Source organism: Streptomyces sp. 2131.1, from assembly GCF_900105515.1.
Classification (GTDB): domain Bacteria; phylum Actinomycetota; class Actinomycetes; order Streptomycetales; family Streptomycetaceae; genus Streptomyces; species Streptomyces drozdowiczii.
In genome coordinates this window covers 2775870-2793092 of the sequence record NZ_FNSY01000001.1, presented here as the reverse complement: position 1 = coordinate 2793092, position 17223 = coordinate 2775870, and the positions used below count along the sequence as shown (strand labels likewise).

Annotated in this window: 18 protein-coding genes; 10 read left to right on the top strand and 8 right to left on the bottom strand. The window is 71.3% G+C overall.

All coding sequences use genetic code 11. From position 1 onward, the window contains the following. The first annotated feature begins 73 nt into the window (after nucleotides 1-73). The 4 genes from rpsK to truA all read left to right on the top strand — a co-directional run bounded on the left by rpsK (nucleotide 74) and on the right by truA (nucleotide 3410). A complete protein-coding gene (rpsK, locus tag BLW14_RS12345; RefSeq protein WP_003956432.1) occupies nucleotides 74-478 on the top strand; it encodes a 30S ribosomal protein S11 in 405 nt (134 codons plus the stop codon). Between the two features lie 137 nt (nucleotides 479-615). Beyond that, nucleotides 616-1638 (top strand): DNA-directed RNA polymerase subunit alpha, encoded by a 1023-nt coding sequence (locus BLW14_RS12340; protein ID WP_003966937.1) that lies wholly within the window; start codon nucleotides 616-618, stop codon nucleotides 1636-1638. Nucleotides 1639-1990: 352 nt separating this feature from the next. After that, a complete protein-coding gene (rplQ, locus tag BLW14_RS12335) occupies nucleotides 1991-2467 on the top strand; it encodes a 50S ribosomal protein L17 (protein WP_093707127.1) in 477 nt (158 codons plus the stop codon). An 88-nt stretch (nucleotides 2468-2555) separates the two neighbouring features. Next, nucleotides 2556-3410: a tRNA pseudouridine(38-40) synthase TruA gene (gene truA, locus BLW14_RS12330; RefSeq protein ID WP_093707125.1), complete on the top strand. Its 855-nt coding sequence runs from the start codon at nucleotides 2556-2558 to the stop codon at nucleotides 3408-3410. Nucleotides 3411-3419: 9 nt separating this feature from the next. Here the strand turns inward: truA and BLW14_RS12325 are convergent, their stop codons facing one another. Further along, entirely contained in the window at nucleotides 3420-4292 is an 873-nt protein-coding gene (locus BLW14_RS12325) for a hypothetical protein (RefSeq protein ID WP_177153959.1), read from the bottom strand. A gap of 56 nt (nucleotides 4293-4348) precedes the next feature. Here BLW14_RS12325 and BLW14_RS12315 point away from each other — a divergent pair, with 56 nt between their 5' ends. The 4 genes from BLW14_RS12315 (at nucleotide 4349) to glmM (ending at nucleotide 8742) form a co-directional block, all read left to right on the top strand. Next, entirely contained in the window at nucleotides 4349-5977 is a 1629-nt protein-coding gene (locus BLW14_RS12315; protein ID WP_177154214.1) for an ABC-F family ATP-binding cassette domain-containing protein, read from the top strand. 227 nt (nucleotides 5978-6204) lie between these two features. Continuing rightward, nucleotides 6205-6648: a 50S ribosomal protein L13 gene (gene rplM / locus BLW14_RS12310; protein ID WP_093707117.1), complete on the top strand. Its 444-nt coding sequence runs from the start codon at nucleotides 6205-6207 to the stop codon at nucleotides 6646-6648. A 45-nt stretch (nucleotides 6649-6693) separates the two neighbouring features. Continuing rightward, nucleotides 6694-7218, top strand: a complete 525-nt coding sequence (gene rpsI, locus BLW14_RS12305; RefSeq protein ID WP_018519279.1) for a 30S ribosomal protein S9 — start codon at nucleotides 6694-6696, stop codon at nucleotides 7216-7218. A gap of 165 nt (nucleotides 7219-7383) precedes the next feature. After that, nucleotides 7384-8742, top strand: a complete 1359-nt coding sequence (gene glmM / locus BLW14_RS12300; protein ID WP_093707115.1) for a phosphoglucosamine mutase — start codon at nucleotides 7384-7386, stop codon at nucleotides 8740-8742. A gap of 57 nt (nucleotides 8743-8799) precedes the next feature. Here glmM and BLW14_RS12295 read toward each other — a convergent pair whose 3' ends face one another. The 3 genes from BLW14_RS12295 to argG form a co-directional block, all read right to left on the bottom strand. Further along, nucleotides 8800-9774: a DUF389 domain-containing protein gene (locus BLW14_RS12295; protein WP_093707114.1), complete on the bottom strand. Its 975-nt coding sequence runs from the start codon at nucleotides 9772-9774 to the stop codon at nucleotides 8800-8802. 19 nt (nucleotides 9775-9793) lie between these two features. Beyond that, nucleotides 9794-10786, bottom strand: coding sequence for a type I pantothenate kinase (gene coaA / locus BLW14_RS12290; protein WP_093707112.1), 993 nt, complete (start codon nucleotides 10784-10786; stop codon nucleotides 9794-9796). Nucleotides 10787-10906: 120 nt separating this feature from the next. Then, on the bottom strand, nucleotides 10907-12352 hold the full coding sequence (gene argG, locus BLW14_RS12285; RefSeq protein WP_093707110.1) for an argininosuccinate synthase: 1446 nt from the start codon (nucleotides 12350-12352) through the stop codon (nucleotides 10907-10909). A gap of 149 nt (nucleotides 12353-12501) precedes the next feature. Here argG and BLW14_RS12280 point away from each other — a divergent pair, with 149 nt between their 5' ends. Continuing rightward, the gene (locus tag BLW14_RS12280) at nucleotides 12502-12996 is read left to right on the top strand and encodes a DUF4396 domain-containing protein (protein WP_093707108.1); all 495 of its coding nucleotides are present in this window, start codon (nucleotides 12502-12504) and stop codon (nucleotides 12994-12996) included. 13 nt (nucleotides 12997-13009) lie between these two features. Here the strand turns inward: BLW14_RS12280 and BLW14_RS12275 are convergent, their stop codons facing one another. The 3 genes from BLW14_RS12275 to BLW14_RS12265 form a co-directional block, all read right to left on the bottom strand. Next, a complete protein-coding gene (locus tag BLW14_RS12275) occupies nucleotides 13010-13654 on the bottom strand; it encodes a dihydrofolate reductase family protein (protein WP_093707106.1) in 645 nt (214 codons plus the stop codon). Nucleotides 13655-13741: 87 nt separating this feature from the next. Further along, nucleotides 13742-14674, bottom strand: coding sequence for a zinc-binding dehydrogenase (locus tag BLW14_RS12270; RefSeq protein ID WP_093707104.1), 933 nt, complete (start codon nucleotides 14672-14674; stop codon nucleotides 13742-13744). Nucleotides 14675-14684: 10 nt separating this feature from the next. After that, nucleotides 14685-15083 (bottom strand): nuclear transport factor 2 family protein, encoded by a 399-nt coding sequence (locus tag BLW14_RS12265; protein WP_093707102.1) that lies wholly within the window; start codon nucleotides 15081-15083, stop codon nucleotides 14685-14687. A gap of 144 nt (nucleotides 15084-15227) precedes the next feature. Between BLW14_RS12265 and BLW14_RS12260 the strand changes: the two genes are divergently transcribed. Beyond that, a complete protein-coding gene (locus tag BLW14_RS12260) occupies nucleotides 15228-16145 on the top strand; it encodes a LysR family transcriptional regulator (RefSeq protein ID WP_256332751.1) in 918 nt (305 codons plus the stop codon). Nucleotides 16146-16170: 25 nt separating this feature from the next. On the opposite strand, the gene BLW14_RS12255 is transcribed toward BLW14_RS12260, so the two are convergent. Then, nucleotides 16171-17154 carry an Lrp/AsnC family transcriptional regulator gene (locus BLW14_RS12255; protein WP_093707098.1) on the bottom strand — a complete coding sequence of 328 codons (984 nt, stop codon included), beginning with the start codon at nucleotides 17152-17154 and terminating at the stop codon, nucleotides 16171-16173. Nucleotides 17155-17223: the final 69 nt, after the last annotated feature.

Below are 17223 nucleotides of genomic sequence, written 5' to 3'. Positions count from 1 at the left end.
CCCGGGCCTCCGCAGCAACCAGCGGTCTTCGCTGTAGGACCGATCACCTCCCCTCTCCATCTGGAGTCAAGACATGCCCCCCAAGGGTCGTCAGGGCGCAGCCAAGAAGGTGCGTCGCAAGGAAAAGAAGAACGTCGCTCACGGCCACGCGCACATCAAGAGCACGTTCAACAACACGATCGTCTCGATCACGGACCCCTCGGGCAACGTGATCTCCTGGGCCTCCGCCGGCCACGTCGGCTTCAAGGGCTCGCGCAAGTCCACCCCCTTCGCCGCGCAGATGGCTGCCGAGTCGGCCGCCCGCCGCGCGCAGGAGCACGGCATGCGCAAGGTCGACGTCTTCGTGAAGGGTCCGGGCTCCGGCCGCGAGACCGCGATCCGTTCGCTCCAGGCCACCGGCCTGGAGGTCGGCTCGATCCAGGACGTCACCCCGACGCCGCACAACGGCTGCCGTCCGCCGAAGCGTCGCCGCGTCTGAGTCGTCACGGCCGGTGACGGCCGTGCGCCAGTAGCGCCGGGTCCGGGCGGTACACCTCTTATGAGGCGTACCGCCCGTACCCTTGTTACATCTGTCGGGCATCAAATAGTGGGTGCCCACGACTGAAGGATCACAGCATGCTTATCGCTCAGCGTCCGTCGCTGACCGAAGAGGTCGTCGACGAGTTCCGCTCCCGGTTCGTCATCGAGCCGCTGGAGCCCGGCTTCGGCTACACGCTCGGCAACTCCCTGCGCCGCACGCTCCTCTCCTCGATCCCGGGTGCCGCTGTCACCAGCATCCGCATCGACGGTGTCCTGCACGAGTTCACCACCGTGCCGGGCGTCAAGGAGGACGTGACCGACCTCATCCTCAACATCAAGCAGCTGGTCGTCTCCTCGGAGCACGACGAGCCCGTCGTGATGTACCTGCGCAAGCAGGGCCCCGGCCTGGTCACCGCCGCGGACATCGCGCCGCCGGCCGGTGTCGAGGTGCACAACCCGGACCTGGTCCTCGCCACGCTGAACGGCAAGGGCAAGCTGGAGATGGAGCTGACCGTCGAGCGCGGTCGCGGCTACGTCTCCGCCGTCCAGAACAAGCAGGTGGGCCAGGAGATCGGCCGTATCCCGGTCGACTCCATCTACTCGCCGGTGCTCAAGGTCACGTACAAGGTCGAGGCGACCCGTGTCGAGCAGCGCACCGACTTCGACAAGCTGATCGTCGACGTCGAGACCAAGCAGGCCATGCGTCCGCGTGACGCGATGGCTTCGGCCGGTAAGACCCTGGTCGAGCTGTTCGGTCTGGCGCGCGAGCTCAACATCGACGCCGAGGGCATCGACATGGGCCCGTCGCCGACGGACGCCGCGCTCGCGGCGGACCTGGCGCTGCCGATCGAGGAGCTGGAGCTCACGGTCCGCTCGTACAACTGCCTGAAGCGCGAGGGCATCCACTCGGTGGGCGAGCTGGTGGCCCGCTCCGAGGCGGACCTGCTCGACATCCGCAACTTCGGTGCGAAGTCGATCGACGAGGTCAAGGCGAAGCTGGCCGGTATGGGCCTGGCGCTGAAGGACTCGCCTCCCGGCTTCGACCCGACCGCCGCCGCCGACGCCTTCGGCGCCGATGACGACGCGGACGCCGGTTTCGTGGAGACCGAGCAGTACTGAGTCGCCTCCCGGCCGGGGTGCCCGTGTGGGTGTCCCGGTCCGGGCGAGGACTTTCGTCCTCAATCGCCGGACGGGCTTGATTTTCGGGCTGAGGCTCGATGTCCAGTGCGGACGCGCCTCGTTTTCGGGCTGAGGCCCGGACTTCGGGGGCGGACGCCCGTGGTTTTCGGGCTGAGGCCTGATGTCGAGTGCGGGCGCCCTTGGTTTTCGGGCTGGGGCCCGGATTCTGAGTGCGGATTCGACTCGCGAGAGCCGGTCCGGAGACAGCACACACACTTCCGCTCGGCAGCCGCCGGGTGGGAACTGACACCGGTACCTGATACGGCCGGTGCAGCACACAAGGAGAAAACCCATGCCGAAGCCCGCCAAGGGTGCCCGTCTGGGCGGCAGCGCCGCGCACGAGAAGCTTCTTCTCAACAACCTCGCGAAGTCGCTGTTCGAGCACGGCCGCATCACCACGACCGAGGCCAAGGCCCGCCGCCTGCGTCCGGTCGCGGAGCGTTTCATCACCAAGGCGAAGAAGGGCGACATCCACAACCGTCGCCTGGTGCTGCAGTCGATCACGGACAAGGGCATCGTCCACACGCTCTTCACCGAGATCGCCCCGCGGTACGAGAACCGCCCCGGTGGTTACACCCGCATCACCAAGATCGGCAACCGTCGTGGCGACAACGCCCCGATGGCCGTCATCGAGCTGGTCGAGGCGCTGACCGTGGCGCAGCAGGCCACCGGTGAGGCCGAGGCCGCCACCAAGCGTGCGGTCAAGGAAGACGCGGCCAAGAAGGACGAGACCCCGGTCGAGTCCGTCGAGGACGCGAAGGACGCCTGAGCGTTCCGGAACCACTGAACGGGTCCGCACCACCCTCCGGGGAGGTGCGGGCCCGTTCGGCTGTGCGGGATCTTGAGAGGATGCGCTGGTGAGTGACGACGTGGAGCCCGGCTTCGTACGGGTGCGGCTGGACCTGGCCTACGACGGCAAGGACTTCTCGGGCTGGGCGAAGCAGACCGCCCGGCGGACGGTCCAGGGCGAGATCGAGGACGCGCTGCGGACCGTGACCCGCTCCTCGCGAACGTACGACCTGACGGTGGCCGGCCGCACCGACGCCGGGGTGCACGCCCGCGGTCAGGTCGCCCATGTGGACCTGCCGGCCGAGGTGTGGGCCGAGCACGAGGAGAAGCTGCTGCGGCGGCTCGCGGGGCGGATGGCCGCCGATGTGCGGGTCTGGCGGATCAAGGAGGCGCCGCCCGGGTTCAACGCCCGCTTCTCGGCCCTGTGGCGCCGGTACGCGTACCGTGTCGCCGACCGCCCCGGCGGCGTCGACCCCCTGGTCCGGGGCCACGTGCTCTGGCACGACCGGCCGCTGGACGTGGCCGCGATGAACGCCGCCGCGGCCCGGATGACCGGGGAGCACGACTTCGCCGCGTACTGCAAGAAGCGCGAGGGCGCGACGACCATCCGGACGCTCCAGAAGCTGCACTGGGTGCGCGACGCGGAGACCGGGATCATCACCGGGACCGTGCAGGCGGACGCCTTCTGCCACAACATGGTGCGGGCCCTGGTGGGCGCGATGCTCTTCGTCGGCGACGGGCGGCGCCCCGACCCGTGGCCGGCCGAGGTGCTGGCGGCCGGGGTGCGCGACCCCGGGGTGCACGTGGTGCGTCCGCACGGGCTGACGCTGGAGGAGGTCGCGTACCCGGCGGACGAGCTGCTGGCGGCGCGTGCGGTGGAGGCGCGCAACGTGCGGAGCCTGCCGGGGGCCTCCTGCTGCTAGGCCGGCCTGCTAGGTCGTCGTGAGGTTCGCGGCGGCCGATGCCTGGACCTCGCCGCGGTGGCGGATCTGGCGGAACGTGTAGTCCGTCAGGTCGTCGCCGACGGTGAACACGTTCTTGTCCGCCTTGGTGACGTTCTTGCCGTTCGTGAAGCCGCCGACCGTGAAGTACGCGTACCGGCCGTACGAGTTCGCGGTGCGGCGGCAGATCGCGCCGTCGCGGCAGAAGACCGGGACGCCGGACCCGCTGAGCGAGGCCAGGCCGCCGCTGGCCTGCTGGGCGGTCTTCTTCGCCCGGGCCTCGGTCTTGAAGACCGCGATGCCGACGGTGACCGCCACGCCGTCCCGGCTGTACGTGGCCCGGATGACCTGGTCGCAGCCGTTGGCGGTGAGGATGGAGCCCAGCGCGCCCTGGGTGGTCGAGGCGCAGCTCGTGGTGCGGTGGGTCGCGCCCCTGGCGTAGGTGTGGCCGCGCGAGACCAGCTTGTCGCCGGGGAAGAACGCCTCGACGCCGACCGGCAGCCGGTCCTTCCTGGCGTCGGCTATGTAGTCCCTGGGGTCCGGCGGGGGCGGCGGCGCGACCGAGGAGAAGGACGGCTCGGGCGCGGAGGTCTCGCTCGGCAGGTCGTTCGCGGTGGGCAGTTCGCCGGCGTGCTTCCCGGCGGTGGCGCCGGGGTCGTGGCCGTTGGCCCGGATGACCGCCGTCGCCACGAGCGCCGCGACGGCCGCGGTGGCGAGCGCGCCGCCGCCGATCATCAGCCACTTCCTGCGCCTGGCGCGTGACGCGGACGCCTCGGCCATTGCCTCCCAGTCGGGAGTTCCGCTGTTCCCCGGCCCCGCGGGCCCCGCAGGCCCCCAGGAGGGCCCCCCATCCCCAAAGCTCATGCCGCGCATCCTAGGGCCTTTAATCCGGTTGGGTGATCCCGCCGAGGCCCGTGACAATGCTGTGCATGGGACATCTCGAAGCAGGCCACCTTGAGTACTACCTTCCGGACGGGCGGGTGCTGCTCGGCGACGCCTCGTTCCGGGTGGCCGACGGTGCCGTGGTCGCCCTCGTCGGGGCGAACGGGGCCGGCAAGACCACGCTGCTGCGGCTGCTCGCCGGGGAGCTCCAGCCGCACGGCGGCTCGGTGTCCGTGAGCGGCGGGCTCGGCGTGATGCGGCAGTTCGTCGGCTCGGTGCGCGACGAGCGCACGGTCCGCGACCTGCTGGTCTCCGTGGCGCAGCCCCGCATCCAGGAGGCCGCGCGCGCCGTCGACCGTGCCGAGGAGCGCATCCTCACCGTGGACGACGAGGCCGCGCAGATGGCGTACGCGCAGGCGCTGAGCGACTGGGCGGAGGCGCGGGGGTACGAGGCCGAGACGCTCTGGGACATGTGCACGACGGCCGCGCTCGGCGTCCCGTACGAGAAGGCGCAGTGGCGCGAGGTGCGCACGCTGTCCGGTGGTGAGCAGAAGCGGCTGGTCCTGGAGGCCCTGCTGCGCGGCCCCGACGAGGTGCTGCTGCTCGACGAGCCGGACAACTACCTCGACGTCCCCGGCAAGCGGTGGCTGGAGGAGCGGCTGAAGGAGACCCGTAAGACGGTCCTCTTCGTCTCGCACGACCGGGAACTGCTGTCCCGGGCCGCGCAGAAGATCGTCAGCGTGGAGCCGGGCCCGGCCGGCAGCGACGTATGGGTGCACGGTGGCGGCTTCGACACGTACCACCAGGCCCGCAAGGAGCGGTTCGCCCGCTTCGAGGAGCTGCTGCGCCGGTGGGAGGAGGAGCACAAGCGGCTGAAGGCGCTCGTGCACCGGCTGCGGCAGCAGGCGGCGATCAGCCCCGACATGGCGAGCCGCTACCACGCGATGCAGACCCGGTTCCGGAAGTTCGAGGAGGCGGGTCCGCCGCCGGAGCCGCCGCGCGAGCAGGACATCCGGATGCGGCTGCGCGGCGGCCGGACCGGGGTGCGGGCGGTGACCTGCGCGCGGCTGGAGCTGACCGGCCTGATGAAGCCGTTCGACCTGGAGGTCTTCTACGGGGAACGGGTCGCGGTCCTCGGCTCCAACGGGTCCGGCAAGTCGCACTTCCTGCGGCTCCTCGCGGGCGAGCCGGTGGCGCACACGGGGGAGTGGAAGCTCGGTGCCCGGGTCGTCCCCGGCCACTTCGCGCAGACCCACGCGCACCCGGAGCTGCTGGGCCGCACGCTCGTCGACATCCTGTGGACCGAGCACGCGAAGGACCGGGGCGCCGCGATGTCCGTGCTGCGCCGCTACGAGCTGGAGCGGCAGGGGGACCAGCCGTTCGAGAAGCTGTCGGGCGGCCAGCAGGCCCGGTTCCAGATCCTGCTCCTGGAGCTGTCCGGCACGACCGCGCTGCTGCTCGACGAGCCGACGGACAACCTGGACCTGGAGTCGGCGGAGGCGCTCCAGGACGGTCTGGAGGCGTACGAGGGCACGGTGCTCGCGGTGACGCACGACCGGTGGTTCGCGAAGAGCTTCGACCGGTACCTGGTCTTCGGCTCGGACGGGGTCGTACGCGAGACGTCGGAGCCGGTGTGGGACGAGCGGCGGGTCGAGCGGGCGCGGTAGCGGCGGAGGCGTTTTGACCCGTCCGGGACCGGGCGGGTAGTCTCGACGTTTGTTATGCGTTTGGGCTGCGCCGTCAAGGCGCGCAGAGCCCTCACGCAGGTTCTCTGGAGCAGTTACCAGTGGCACGCATACGGGCCTCGTCCCGGCATTGTGCGCCCCAGCTGCATGATCGCTTCAGAGGTGTCGTGTGTCTGGACCCCATCCACTGAAGAAGCGAAGGCTACGAAGTGCGTACGTACAGCCCCAAGCCCGGCGATGTGACTCGCCAGTGGCACATCATTGACGCACAGGACGTCGTCCTGGGCCGTCTCGCCACCACGGCTGCGAACCTCCTGCGAGGCAAGCACAAGGCGATCTACGCCCCCCACATGGACATGGGCGACTTCGTCATCATCATCAACGCCGACAAGGTTCACCTGTCCGGCAACAAGCGGACCCAGAAGATGGCCTACCGCCACTCCGGGTTCCCGGGCGGTCTGCGCTCCGTGCGCTACGACGACCTCCTCGCGAACAACCCCGAGAAGGCCGTCGAGAAGGCCATCAAGGGCATGATCCCCAAGAACTCCCTGGGCCGCCAGATGATCTCGAAGCTGAAGGTCTACGCGGGCGAGCAGCACCCGCACGCTGCGCAGCAGCCGGTCCCGTACGAGATCACCCAGGTCGCGCAGTAGTTCCGGCCTCCCCCCAAAGACATAAAGAAAGATCTGAGGAGAATCGTGGCCGAGACCACTGTTGAGACCGCCGAGGGCACCGAGGGCGAGGAGACCTACGCCGAGGTGACCACCTTCGAGTCGGAGGTCCCCGTCGAGGGTGAGTACACCTCCGAGTCGCTCGCCGGCCGCTTCGGCGACCCGCAGCCCGCCGCCGGCCTTGGCCGTCGCAAGAACGCCATCGCCCGCGTCCGGATCGTTCCGGGCACCGGCAAGTGGAAGATCAACGGGCGCACCCTCGAGAGCTACTTCCCGAACAAGGTGCACCAGCAGGAAGTCAACGAGCCCTTCAAGGTGCTCGAGCTCGACGGCCGTTACGACGTCATCGCCCGCATCGCGGGTGGCGGCGTCTCGGGTCAGGCCGGCGCCCTGCGCCTCGGCGTGGCCCGCGCGCTGAACGAGGCGGACGTGGACAACAACCGCGCGACGCTGAAGAAGGCCGGCTTCCTCTCCCGCGACGACCGTGCGGTCGAGCGCAAGAAGGCCGGTCTCAAGAAGGCCCGCAAGGCCCCGCAGTACAGCAAGCGCTAAACCGCCTGCTCATCCGCGTTATACGTTCGCCCCGGCGGCACACCTCGTGCTGCCGGGGCGTTCGTTTATCGACATCCTCGGGCATATAGCGACATAAGGCGTTCATAGGCTTGTTGGTTTGCGTGATCTGACTTTTGCGTTTCGGAGCACTTTCGGAGGACACCAGTGGGACGACTCTTCGGCACGGACGGCGTGCGCGGCGTCGCCAATGCGGACCTGACGGCCGAGCTCGCGCTCGGCCTCTCGGTGGCCGCGGCGCACGTACTGGCCGAGGCGGGCACCTTCGAGGGCCATCGGCCGACGGCCGTGGTGGGCCGCGACCCGCGTGCCTCCGGAGAGTTCCTGGAGGCCGCCGTGGTGGCCGGCCTCGCGAGCGCGGGCGTCGACGTCCTGCGGGTCGGCGTGCTGCCGACCCCGGCCGTCGCCCACCTCACCGGTGCCCTGGGCGCCGACATCGGGGTCATGCTCTCGGCCAGCCACAACGCCATGCCGGACAACGGTGTCAAGTTCTTCGCCCGGGGCGGTCACAAGCTCGCCGACGAGCTGGAGGACCGCATCGAGACGGTGTACGAGCAGCACCGCACCGGAGAGCCGTGGACCCGCCCCACCGGCGCCGGCGTCGGCCGCGTCACCGACTACGCCGAGGGCTTCGACCGCTACGTCGCCCACCTCATCGGCGTCCTGCCGAACCGCCTCGACGGCCTGAAGGTCGTCCTCGACGAGGCCCACGGCGCCGCCGCCCGCGTCTCGCCCGAGGCGTTCGCCCGCGCCGGGGCCGAGGTCGTCACGATCGGCGCCGAGCCGGACGGGCTGAACATCAATGACGGCTGCGGCTCGACGCACCTGGCGCTACTGCGCGCCGCCGTCGTCGAGCACGGCGCGCACCTGGGCATCGCGCACGACGGCGACGCCGACCGCTGCCTGGCCGTCGACGCGGCGGGCGAGGAGGTCGACGGCGACCAGATCCTCGCCGTGCTGGCCCTCGCCATGCGCGAGGCCGGCCAGCTGCGCGGGGACGCCGTCGTCGGCACCGTGATGTCGAACCTCGGCTTCAAGATCGCCATGGAGCGCGAGGGCATCCGGCTCGTCCAGACGGCCGTCGGCGACCGGTACGTCCTGGAGTCGATGAAGGCCGAGGGCTACGCGCTGGGCGGCGAGCAGTCCGGCCACGTCATCGTCCTGGACCACGCCACGACCGGCGACGGCACGCTGACCGGCCTGATGCTCGCGGCCCGGGTCGCCGCGACGGGCCGCTCGCTCGCGGAGCTGGCCGGGGTCATGGAGCGCCTGCCGCAGGTCCTCGTCAACGTCCCGGACGTCGACAAGTCCCGCGTGCACACCTCGCAGGAGGTGTCCGCCGCCGTCACGCAGGCCGAGCACGAGCTGGGCGCCACCGGCCGCGTGCTGCTGCGCCCGTCGGGCACGGAGCCGCTGGTACGGGTCATGGTCGAGGCGGCGGACATCGAGCAGGCGCGCGCGGTCGCGGGCCGGCTGGCGGACGTCGTGAAGTCGGCGCTGGGCTAGGAGCCCGGGGGAGGGGCGGGCGCTCTTGCGGGCGCCCGCCCCTCCCGTGCTCGTTTCTCAGCGCGTCGGTGCCGTGGGCTTCGTGTGGGCGCGCTGGTGGGCCCGCTGGTGGCGGCGGGTCGTCCGCCACAGCGCCTTCTGGGCCAGCAGCGTCAGCGTCCCCGCCGCGACGATCCCGCCGAGGTTCGCAAGGAGCTGCTGCACGGACCCCGTCATCTGGCTGTAGTCCCGGTAGCTGAAGGCCACCGCCGCGTTGGCCGCCGCCGGCACGGTGGTCACCGAGATCGCGACCCCGATCAGCGCGCCGGACTTCGCCGAGGTCAGGGAGAGCGTCCCCGCGATGCCCGCGAGGAACGCCACGACGAACGACATCCAGTCCGGCTGCCAGACGAACGCGGTGTTGGGCCGCTTCCCCTCGATCATGTCGGCGTTGAACAGCCCGAAGACGTCCATCAGCCAGGCGAAGCCGACCGTCAGCAGCATCGCCGCGGCGAACCCGCCGATCAGCGCGATCAGCGAGCGCCCCACCAGGCGCGGGGCGCGCTGCACCAGCGCCGTCGAAATCCCGGCGAGCGGCCCGAACTCGGGCCCCACCGCCATCGCGCCCACGATCAGGATCGCGTTGTCCAGCATCACCCCGCAGGCGGCCAGCATCGTCGCGACCGCGAGGAACGCGACATAGGTGGCGCTGAACGTCGAGTCGTCGTGCGTGGCCTCGACCAGCTCCTCCCAGAGCACCGCGTCCGAACCCTCGCCCGGTGCCGCCTCCTCCGCCCGGTCGGCGCGCGCGGAGAGCGTCAGGTCCATGTTCTCGACGGTGATCGCGCCGAAGTCGTCGAGCCCGAGGCGGCGCAGCTCGGCGATCAGCTCGTCGCCCGCCTCGCGCGCCACGTCGCACAGCACGATGTCGCCCACGGGGTCCCGCGCGACGCCCGGCAGCACCGCGAGGTGCGCGGTGCCGACGGTCCGCTCCAGCAGGTCGGTCACCTCGTTCGTGCGGTCGGCGGGGACGAGCAGGCGCAGATGCAGCACGGGGCGGACCCTTCCCGGTTCAGAGTTTGCGCAGCGACAGCCGCTGGACCTTGTGGTCGGGCCCCTTGCGCAGCACCAGCGTGGCACGTCCCCGGGTCGGCGCCACGTTCTCCACCAGGTTCGGCCGGTTGACGGTCCGCCACATGGTGGCCGCGTACTCCATCGCCTCGGCCTCCGAGACCTGGGTGTACTTGCGGAAGTACGAGGACGGGTCCTGGAACGCCGTCTCGCGCAGCTTCCGGAAGCGGCTGAGGTACCAGGTCTCGATGTCCTCCGGCTTGGCGTCCACGTACACGCTGAAGTCGAAGTAGTCGGCGAGCCCGACCCGGGTTCGGCCGTCCTTGCCGGGGAGGGCGGGCTGGAGGACGTTGAGCCCCTCGACGATCAGGATGTCCGGGCGCCGTACGGTGAGACGCTCGCCGGGCACGATGTCGTAGATCAGGTGCGAGTAGACCGGCGCGGTCACCTCGTCCTTGCCCGCCTTGATGTCGGCGACGAAACGGGTGAGGGCGCGCCGGTCGTACGACTCCGGGAACCCCTTGCGGGACATCAGGCCGCGCGCGTGGAGCTCCTTCATCGGCAGCAGGAACCCGTCCGTGGTCACCAGCTCCACCCGGGGGTGCTCCGGCCAGCGCGCCAGCAGTGCCCGCAGGATGCGCGCGGTGGTGGACTTCCCCACGGCGACACTGCCCGCGACCCCTATGACGAACGGCGTCCCGCGCTGCGCGCCCTGCCCGTTGCCCGCGTCCCCGAGGAAGGTGTTCAGCGCGCCGCGCAGCCCGGAGGTGGCCTGCACGTACAGGTTCAGCAGCCGGGACAGCGGCAGATAGACGTCCCGCACCTCGTCGAGATCGATGACGTCCCCGAGCCCGCGCAGCCGTTCCACCTCCTCGGCGGTCAGCGGCAGCGGCGTCCTGTCCCGCAGCGCGCTCCACTCCGCCCGGGTCAGATCGACGTACGGCGTCGCGGCGTGCTCGGCGCGTCGGGGGCTCCGTGCGGGTGAAGTGATCACGTCTTCATTGTTGCGGGAGTTTTGCGGGAGCGGAGGGTGGGCTCGGTCACGTGGGGGAGCGGCGTACGAAAAGGCCGGGCGCCCCAGGGGTGCCCGGCCTTTTCGTACGCGTCGTGGCGACTAGTCCGTGCCGGACTCCATCGCCGCGCGGTCCAGCATCTCGTCCTGGTCCGAGACCTCGCCGCGGGAGGCGATGGCCTCGGCGCCGCCCTCGGGGAGGGAGCCGATCAGGCCGGTGGCGGCGGCCTGGGCCGCGCCGATGGCCGGGTTGGCGTTGCCGATCATGCCGAGGCCGGCGTACCGCTCCAGCTTTGCGCGGGAGTCCGCGATGTCGAGGTTGCGCATGGTGAGCTGGCCGATGCGGTCGACCGGGCCGAACGCGGAGTCCTCGGTGCGCTCCATGGACAGCTTGTCCGGGTGGTAGCTGAACGCCGGGCCCGTGGTGTCGAGGATCGAGTAGTCCTCGCCGCGCCGCAGCCGCAGGGTGACCTCGCCGGTGACGGCCGTACCGACCCAGCGCTGGATCGACTCGCGGACCATCAGCGCCTGCGGGTCCAGCCAGCGGCCCTCGTACATCAGCCGGCCGAGGCGGCGGCCCTCGTTGTGGTACTGGGCGAGGGTGTCCTCGTTGTGGATCGCGTTGACCAGGCGCTCGTACGCGGCGTGCAGCAGGGCCATGCCGGGGGCCTCGTAGATGCCCCGGCTCTTGGCCTCGATGATCCGGTTCTCGATCTGGTCGGACATGCCCATGCCGTGGCGGCCGCCGATGGCGTTGGCCTTCATGACCAGGTCGACGGCGGTTTCGAACTTCTCGCCGTTGATGGTGACCGGCCTGCCCTGGTCGAAGCCGATCGTGACGTCCTCGGTCTCGATCTCGACCGACGGGTCCCAGAACCGCACGCCCATGATCGGCTCGACGGTCTCCACACCGGTGTTCAGGTGCTCCAGCGTCTTCGCCTCGTGGGTGGCGCCCCAGATGTTGGCGTCGGTGGAGTACGCCTTCTCGGTGCTGTCCCGGTAGGGCAGGCCGTGGGCGACCAGCCACTCCGACATCTCCTTGCGGCCGCCGAGCTCCGTCACGAACTCGGCGTCCAGCCAGGGCTTGTAGATGCGCAGGTGCGGGTTGGCCAGCAGGCCGTAGCGGTAGAACCGCTCGATGTCGTTGCCCTTGAACGTGGAGCCGTCGCCCCAGATCTGGACGTCGTCCTCCAGCATCGCCCGGACCAGGAGCGTGCCGGTGACCGCGCGGCCCAGCGGCGTGGTGTTGAAGTACGCCCTGCCTCCCGAGCGGATGTGGAACGCCCCGCACGTCAGCGCGGCCAGGCCCTCCTCGACGAGCGCGGCGCGGCAGTCGACCAGGCGGGCGAGCTCGGCGCCGTACGCCTTGGCGCGGCCCGGCACCGAGGCGATGTCGGGCTCGTCGTACTGGCCGATGTCGGCGGTGTAGGTGCAGGGGACGGCACCCTTGTCGCGCATCCACGCGACCGCGACCGAGGTGTCGAGGCCGCCCGAGAAGGCGATGCCGACGCGTTCGCCGGTGGGCAGGGAGGTGAGGACCTTAGACATAGGAAGATTATGCATCATCTCGCATGATCATGCAACGCGAGTGCGTCTCCTGCGGGGGAATACCCCTAGGGGGTATATGGTTGTCGTCGTGCGGGCGGGGCAACCCGACATCCGACACCCGTCCCGTACGCCTTACGGAGGGAAGTGCCATGGACCACGACCACGGACACGGGCACCACGACCACGCGGGCCACGACGGTCACGCCGCCCCCACCACCTGGCGCATGGCCGCGCAGGCCACCCTGCACTGCCTCACCGGCTGCGCCATCGGCGAGATCCTCGGCATGGTGATCGGAACGGCGGCCGGGCTGCACAACGGTGCGACCGTGGCCCTCTCCGTCGTGCTGGCCTTCGTCTTCGGCTACGCGCTGACCATGCGCGGGGTCCTGAAGGCGGGCGTGCCCCTGCGGCAGGCGCTGAAGGTGGCGCTGGCCGCCGACACGCTGTCCATCGCCGTCATGGAGATCATCGACAACACCGTCATGGTGACGATCCCCGGCGCCATGGACGCGGGCCTGTCCGACCTCCTCTTCTGGGGCGCGCTCGCCGGCTCGCTGGTCCTCGCCTTCGTGATCACCACACCGGTCAACCGGTGGATGATCGGCCGGGGCAAGGGCCACGCCGTGGTGCACGCCTACCACTGAGGGGCGTACGAGCTCACTTCCGCCAGAACAGGTGGTGCGTCATCCCGCTGGGGCTCGGTACGACGTCCAGGTGGAAGCGGTCGCGCAGGTCGTCGGGCGACTCCCAGAGCCGCATGCCCGACCCCAGCTTCATCGGCGCCACCGCCACGTGCAGGGTGTCGACCAGGTCGGCGTCCAGGAACTCCCTGATGGTCGACACCCCGCCGCCGAGGCGCACGTCCTTGCCCTGGGCGGCCTCCCGGGCCTGCGCCAGCACCTCGGCGGGCTCGCCGTCCACGAAGTGGAACGTGGTGTCGGAGAGCGTGAACGAGGGCCGCTCGTGGTGGGTCAGGACGAACACCGGGGTGTGGAACGGCGGTTCGCCGCCCCACCAGCCCTGCCACTCGTGGTCCTCCCACGGGCCGCGCTGCGGACCGAACTTGTTGCGGCCCATGATCTCGGCGCCGATGTTGTGCGAGAAGTCCCGCGTCATGTAGTCGTCCAGGCCCCGGCTCCCGCCCGGATCGGTCCGGTTGGGCCAGCTCGCGGTCGCCCCGGCCCAGGAGAACAGCTGCCCCGGGTCGACATGGCCGAAGGGCCGCTCCAGCGTCTGGTTCTCCCCGCAGGCGACGCCGTCGGCGGAGACGGTGAAGTTCTGGACCTTCAGGAGTTGAGTCATGAGTGCTTTCTCCCGGTGAATGGGTGGCAACGCAAGGGGTGACTCCCCGGGCGGCCCGGACTCATCGCCGTACACCGTCCCGGTTGCTCATCCCACCGTAAGCACCGCGTTCCCCCGCACTCGGCGCGCCCGGATGTCCGCGACGACGTCCGCCGTGCGGGACCAGTCGCGGACCGAGCCGATCTCCGGGTGCAGGCGTCCGCTCGCCACCAGCCGTACCAACGTGGTGAGTTCGTCGGCGTACGTGGTGTCCGCGCGGGTGTAGTCGAAGTGGGCGATACGGGCCTGGGCCGGGCCCTTGAAGAAGTCGAAGAAGTCCAGCGTGACCGGGTCGCGGCTCGCCTGGCCGAACCAGACCAGCAGGCCGCCCGGGGCCAGCCGGGCCAGCGCGGCCGGCAGCGAGTCGCCGCCCACCGATTCCAGGACCACGTCGTACGGGCCCTGGGCGTCCGCCGGCGACGTCACCACCGCGTGCGCCCCCAGTTCCAGCAGCCGCGCCCCGCGCTCCCGGGTCGCGCTGACCGCCGTCACCGCCGCGCCCGAGGACGCCGCCAGCTCGGTGACGTAGTGGCCGACGCCGCCGCTCGCACCGGTGATCAGCACGCGCCGCCCCGCGACCGGGCCCGCCGCGCGCAGCAGGCGCAGCGCGGTGATGCCGGCCAGCGGGAGGGCCGCCGCCGTCACCGCGTCGACGCTGTCGGGGAGCGCGGCGATGCTGTGCACCGGGACGGCGGCGCGCTCGGCCCAGCCGTACGCGGGCGGGTGGGCGACGACGCGGGTGCCGGCTGCCGGGCCGGTGCCGTCGGCCGCCGCCCGTACTACCGTCCCGGCGACGTCCTTGCCGGGCCGCCAGCCGGGCCACCGGCGGTCGAGTCGCCCGTCGAGCTGGAAGGTCTCGCCCCGGTTGACGGAGTACGCCTCCACCGCGACGAGCGCCTCGTCGGCGGCCGGGACGGGTTCGGGGGCGTCGCCGACGCGGACGGTGCCGCCCGCTTCGGCGACGGGGAGTTGTGCGCGCATCGCTGGCTCCTCAGGCGAAGACGACGTCGTGGGCGTGGAGGGTGTCGAAGTGCTCCCGCACCGAGGCGATACGGCCGTCGCGCACGGTGAACACGGCCAGGCAGTGCTGGTCGTACCGGCCGCCCTTGCGGGTCAGCCCGCGCGTCCGCCACTCGGCGAGAACCCGCTCGCCCTCCGCGAGGACGTCCAGGAACTCGATCTCCACCGTCTCCGGCACCAGCCGGGCGGTCATCGCCGCCACGAACTCGTCGAAGATCTCGTCCGGGCCGGTCCAGGTGCCCGAGACGGGCAGGTCCCCGGCGAGCGTCCAGGTGACATCGGCGTCGAAGAACGCCCTCAGCCGGTCCATGTCGCCCTCGGCCAGGGTCTTCATGTAGTCGAGGACGACGTCCTTGGGGGTGCCGTTCATGATCGTGAGGCCTTTCGTCGAGTGGTTCCCTCCGATGCCTGAACGCTATGGAGTGCGGGGCCGCCCAGGGAAAGACCTGTTTCCGATGGTTCCAGAACCATCCGGCATCACCGCTGGTCAGAGTCCCCTCGTATGCTCCTTGCCATGATGGATCTGCGGCGCCTGCGCTACTTCCTGGCCGTGGCCGGGGAACGGAACTTCACCCGCGCCGCCGAGCGGCTGCATATCGCGCAGCCCGCGCTCAGCCGCCAGATACGCGAACTGGAGCGGGAGTTGGGCGTCCAGCTCCTGGACCGCACCACGCACTCCGTCGAACCCACGGAGGCCGGGCGGCTGTTGATGGAGCGCGGTACCGCCCTCTGCGAGGAGGCGGACCGCCTCTGGCGCGATGTACGCGGCTTCGCCGGCGGCGAGTGCGGCACGCTGGTGCTCGGCTACAGCATGAGCACGAGTTACGAGACCGCCCCCGCGATCCTCGCCGCCCTGGCGGACCGGCTGCCCGGCGTCACCGCCGACACCCGGCTGCTGTCCACCGCCGAGATCCTCTCCGGCGTCGCCGACGGCACTCTGGACGCGGGCCTGGTCCGCTGCCCGCCGCCGACGCCTGAGCTGGTGCGGACGCTCGTACGGCTGGAGCCCCAGGGCGTCCTGATGGCGGCCGGCCACCGGCTCGCCGCGCGGCCCGCCGTGGACCCGGCCGAGCTGGCCGCCGAGACCGTCCTCATCCACCCGCGCGAGGCCAACCCGGGCCACTACGACGCGATCACCGCCCTCCTGGACCGCGCCGGCGCCGCGCCCCGACTCCTCCTGCGCGCGCTGTCGTTCGACGCCGGACACACCCCGGTCGCCCGCGGCGAGGCCGTCTCGGTCGTCGGCGGCTCGGCCGCACCGAGCCTGCCCGCCGGCCTGGTCTGGCGCCCGCTGACCGGGGACGCGGCCATCGAACTCCACCTGCTCACCCGGGGTCGCGGCGCACGCCCCCTGGTCGCCCAACTCCTGCGCACGGCGGGAGAGGTGGCGAGGGGAGCGGGGTGGCTGCGGTCGCCGGGAGCGGCGGGGTGACGGGTGGGCCCGTGGCGTCCGGGCGCTACCCCCGGAACGGCCGGTACGTCAGCTGCTTCACGCGGCGCAGGAGCGGCATCGACTCCACGTGTTCGACGCCGTCCAGGCCGCCCAAGCGGTCGCTGAGGTAGCGGTAGAGGTGGGCCGAGTCGCGGGTGATGACGACCGCGACGATGTTGGACGGGCCCGTGGTGGCCGACGCGTACGCGACCTCGCGGTCCGTCGCCAGGGCCGTGCCCACCGCGTGCAGGGCGCGGGGCGCGGCGGTGACGTACAGCATGCTCGCGTTGCGGTAGCCGATGTGGTCGGAGTCGAACTCCACGTCCACGTACAGCGCCCCCGAGGCGACCAGGCGGGCCAGGCGGCGGCGGACCGCCGATTCGGATAGGCCGGTCGCGCGCTGGAGCTCGGGGTAGGTGGCGCGGCCGTCCCGTTCCAGGGCGGTGACCAGGGGTTCGTCATCGGCGGTGATGACGGCCGGGCCGGACGGGGCCGGGGAGGGCGGCGGGGTGAGGGCGGCGGTCTCCTCCGGGGTGAGCGCGCCGCTCTTGTGGAGCCAGCCGGCGGGGCCGCCGTAGAAGCGGTGCAGCAGCTGGTGGGCGCGGATGTCGACGATGTGCGGGGTACGCGGCAGCTTGCCGATCAGCAGGTCGTCCGCGTCGCCCCGGCTGCGGACGTTGACCGTGCACGTCACCTCCGTACCGCCCGACGTCAGCCCGATCCACGAGGTGTCCGGCCGCTTGGCCAGGGCCTCCGCGATGGCCGTCGCGCCCTCCGGCGCGCACCGCACCCGCAGCAGCCAGTGCTCGAACGACTCCTCCGCGGCCGCGCACCGCACCCCCACCACCCGCAGCCCCGCCTCGGCCCGGAGCCGGCGGAAGCGGCGGGCGACCGTCTGGTCGGAGACGCCGAGCACCGACGCGATGCGGCTGAAGGGCGCGCGGGCGTCCAGCTCCAGGGCGTGCAGCAGGCGCAGGTCCAGGGCGTCGCCCCGGATGGGTGATTCCACTTCCGAGAACCTCTTCCGTGTCGGATTCCGGCGCCGGGGTGTCACTGGCTGGGGATTCCGGACGCGGTC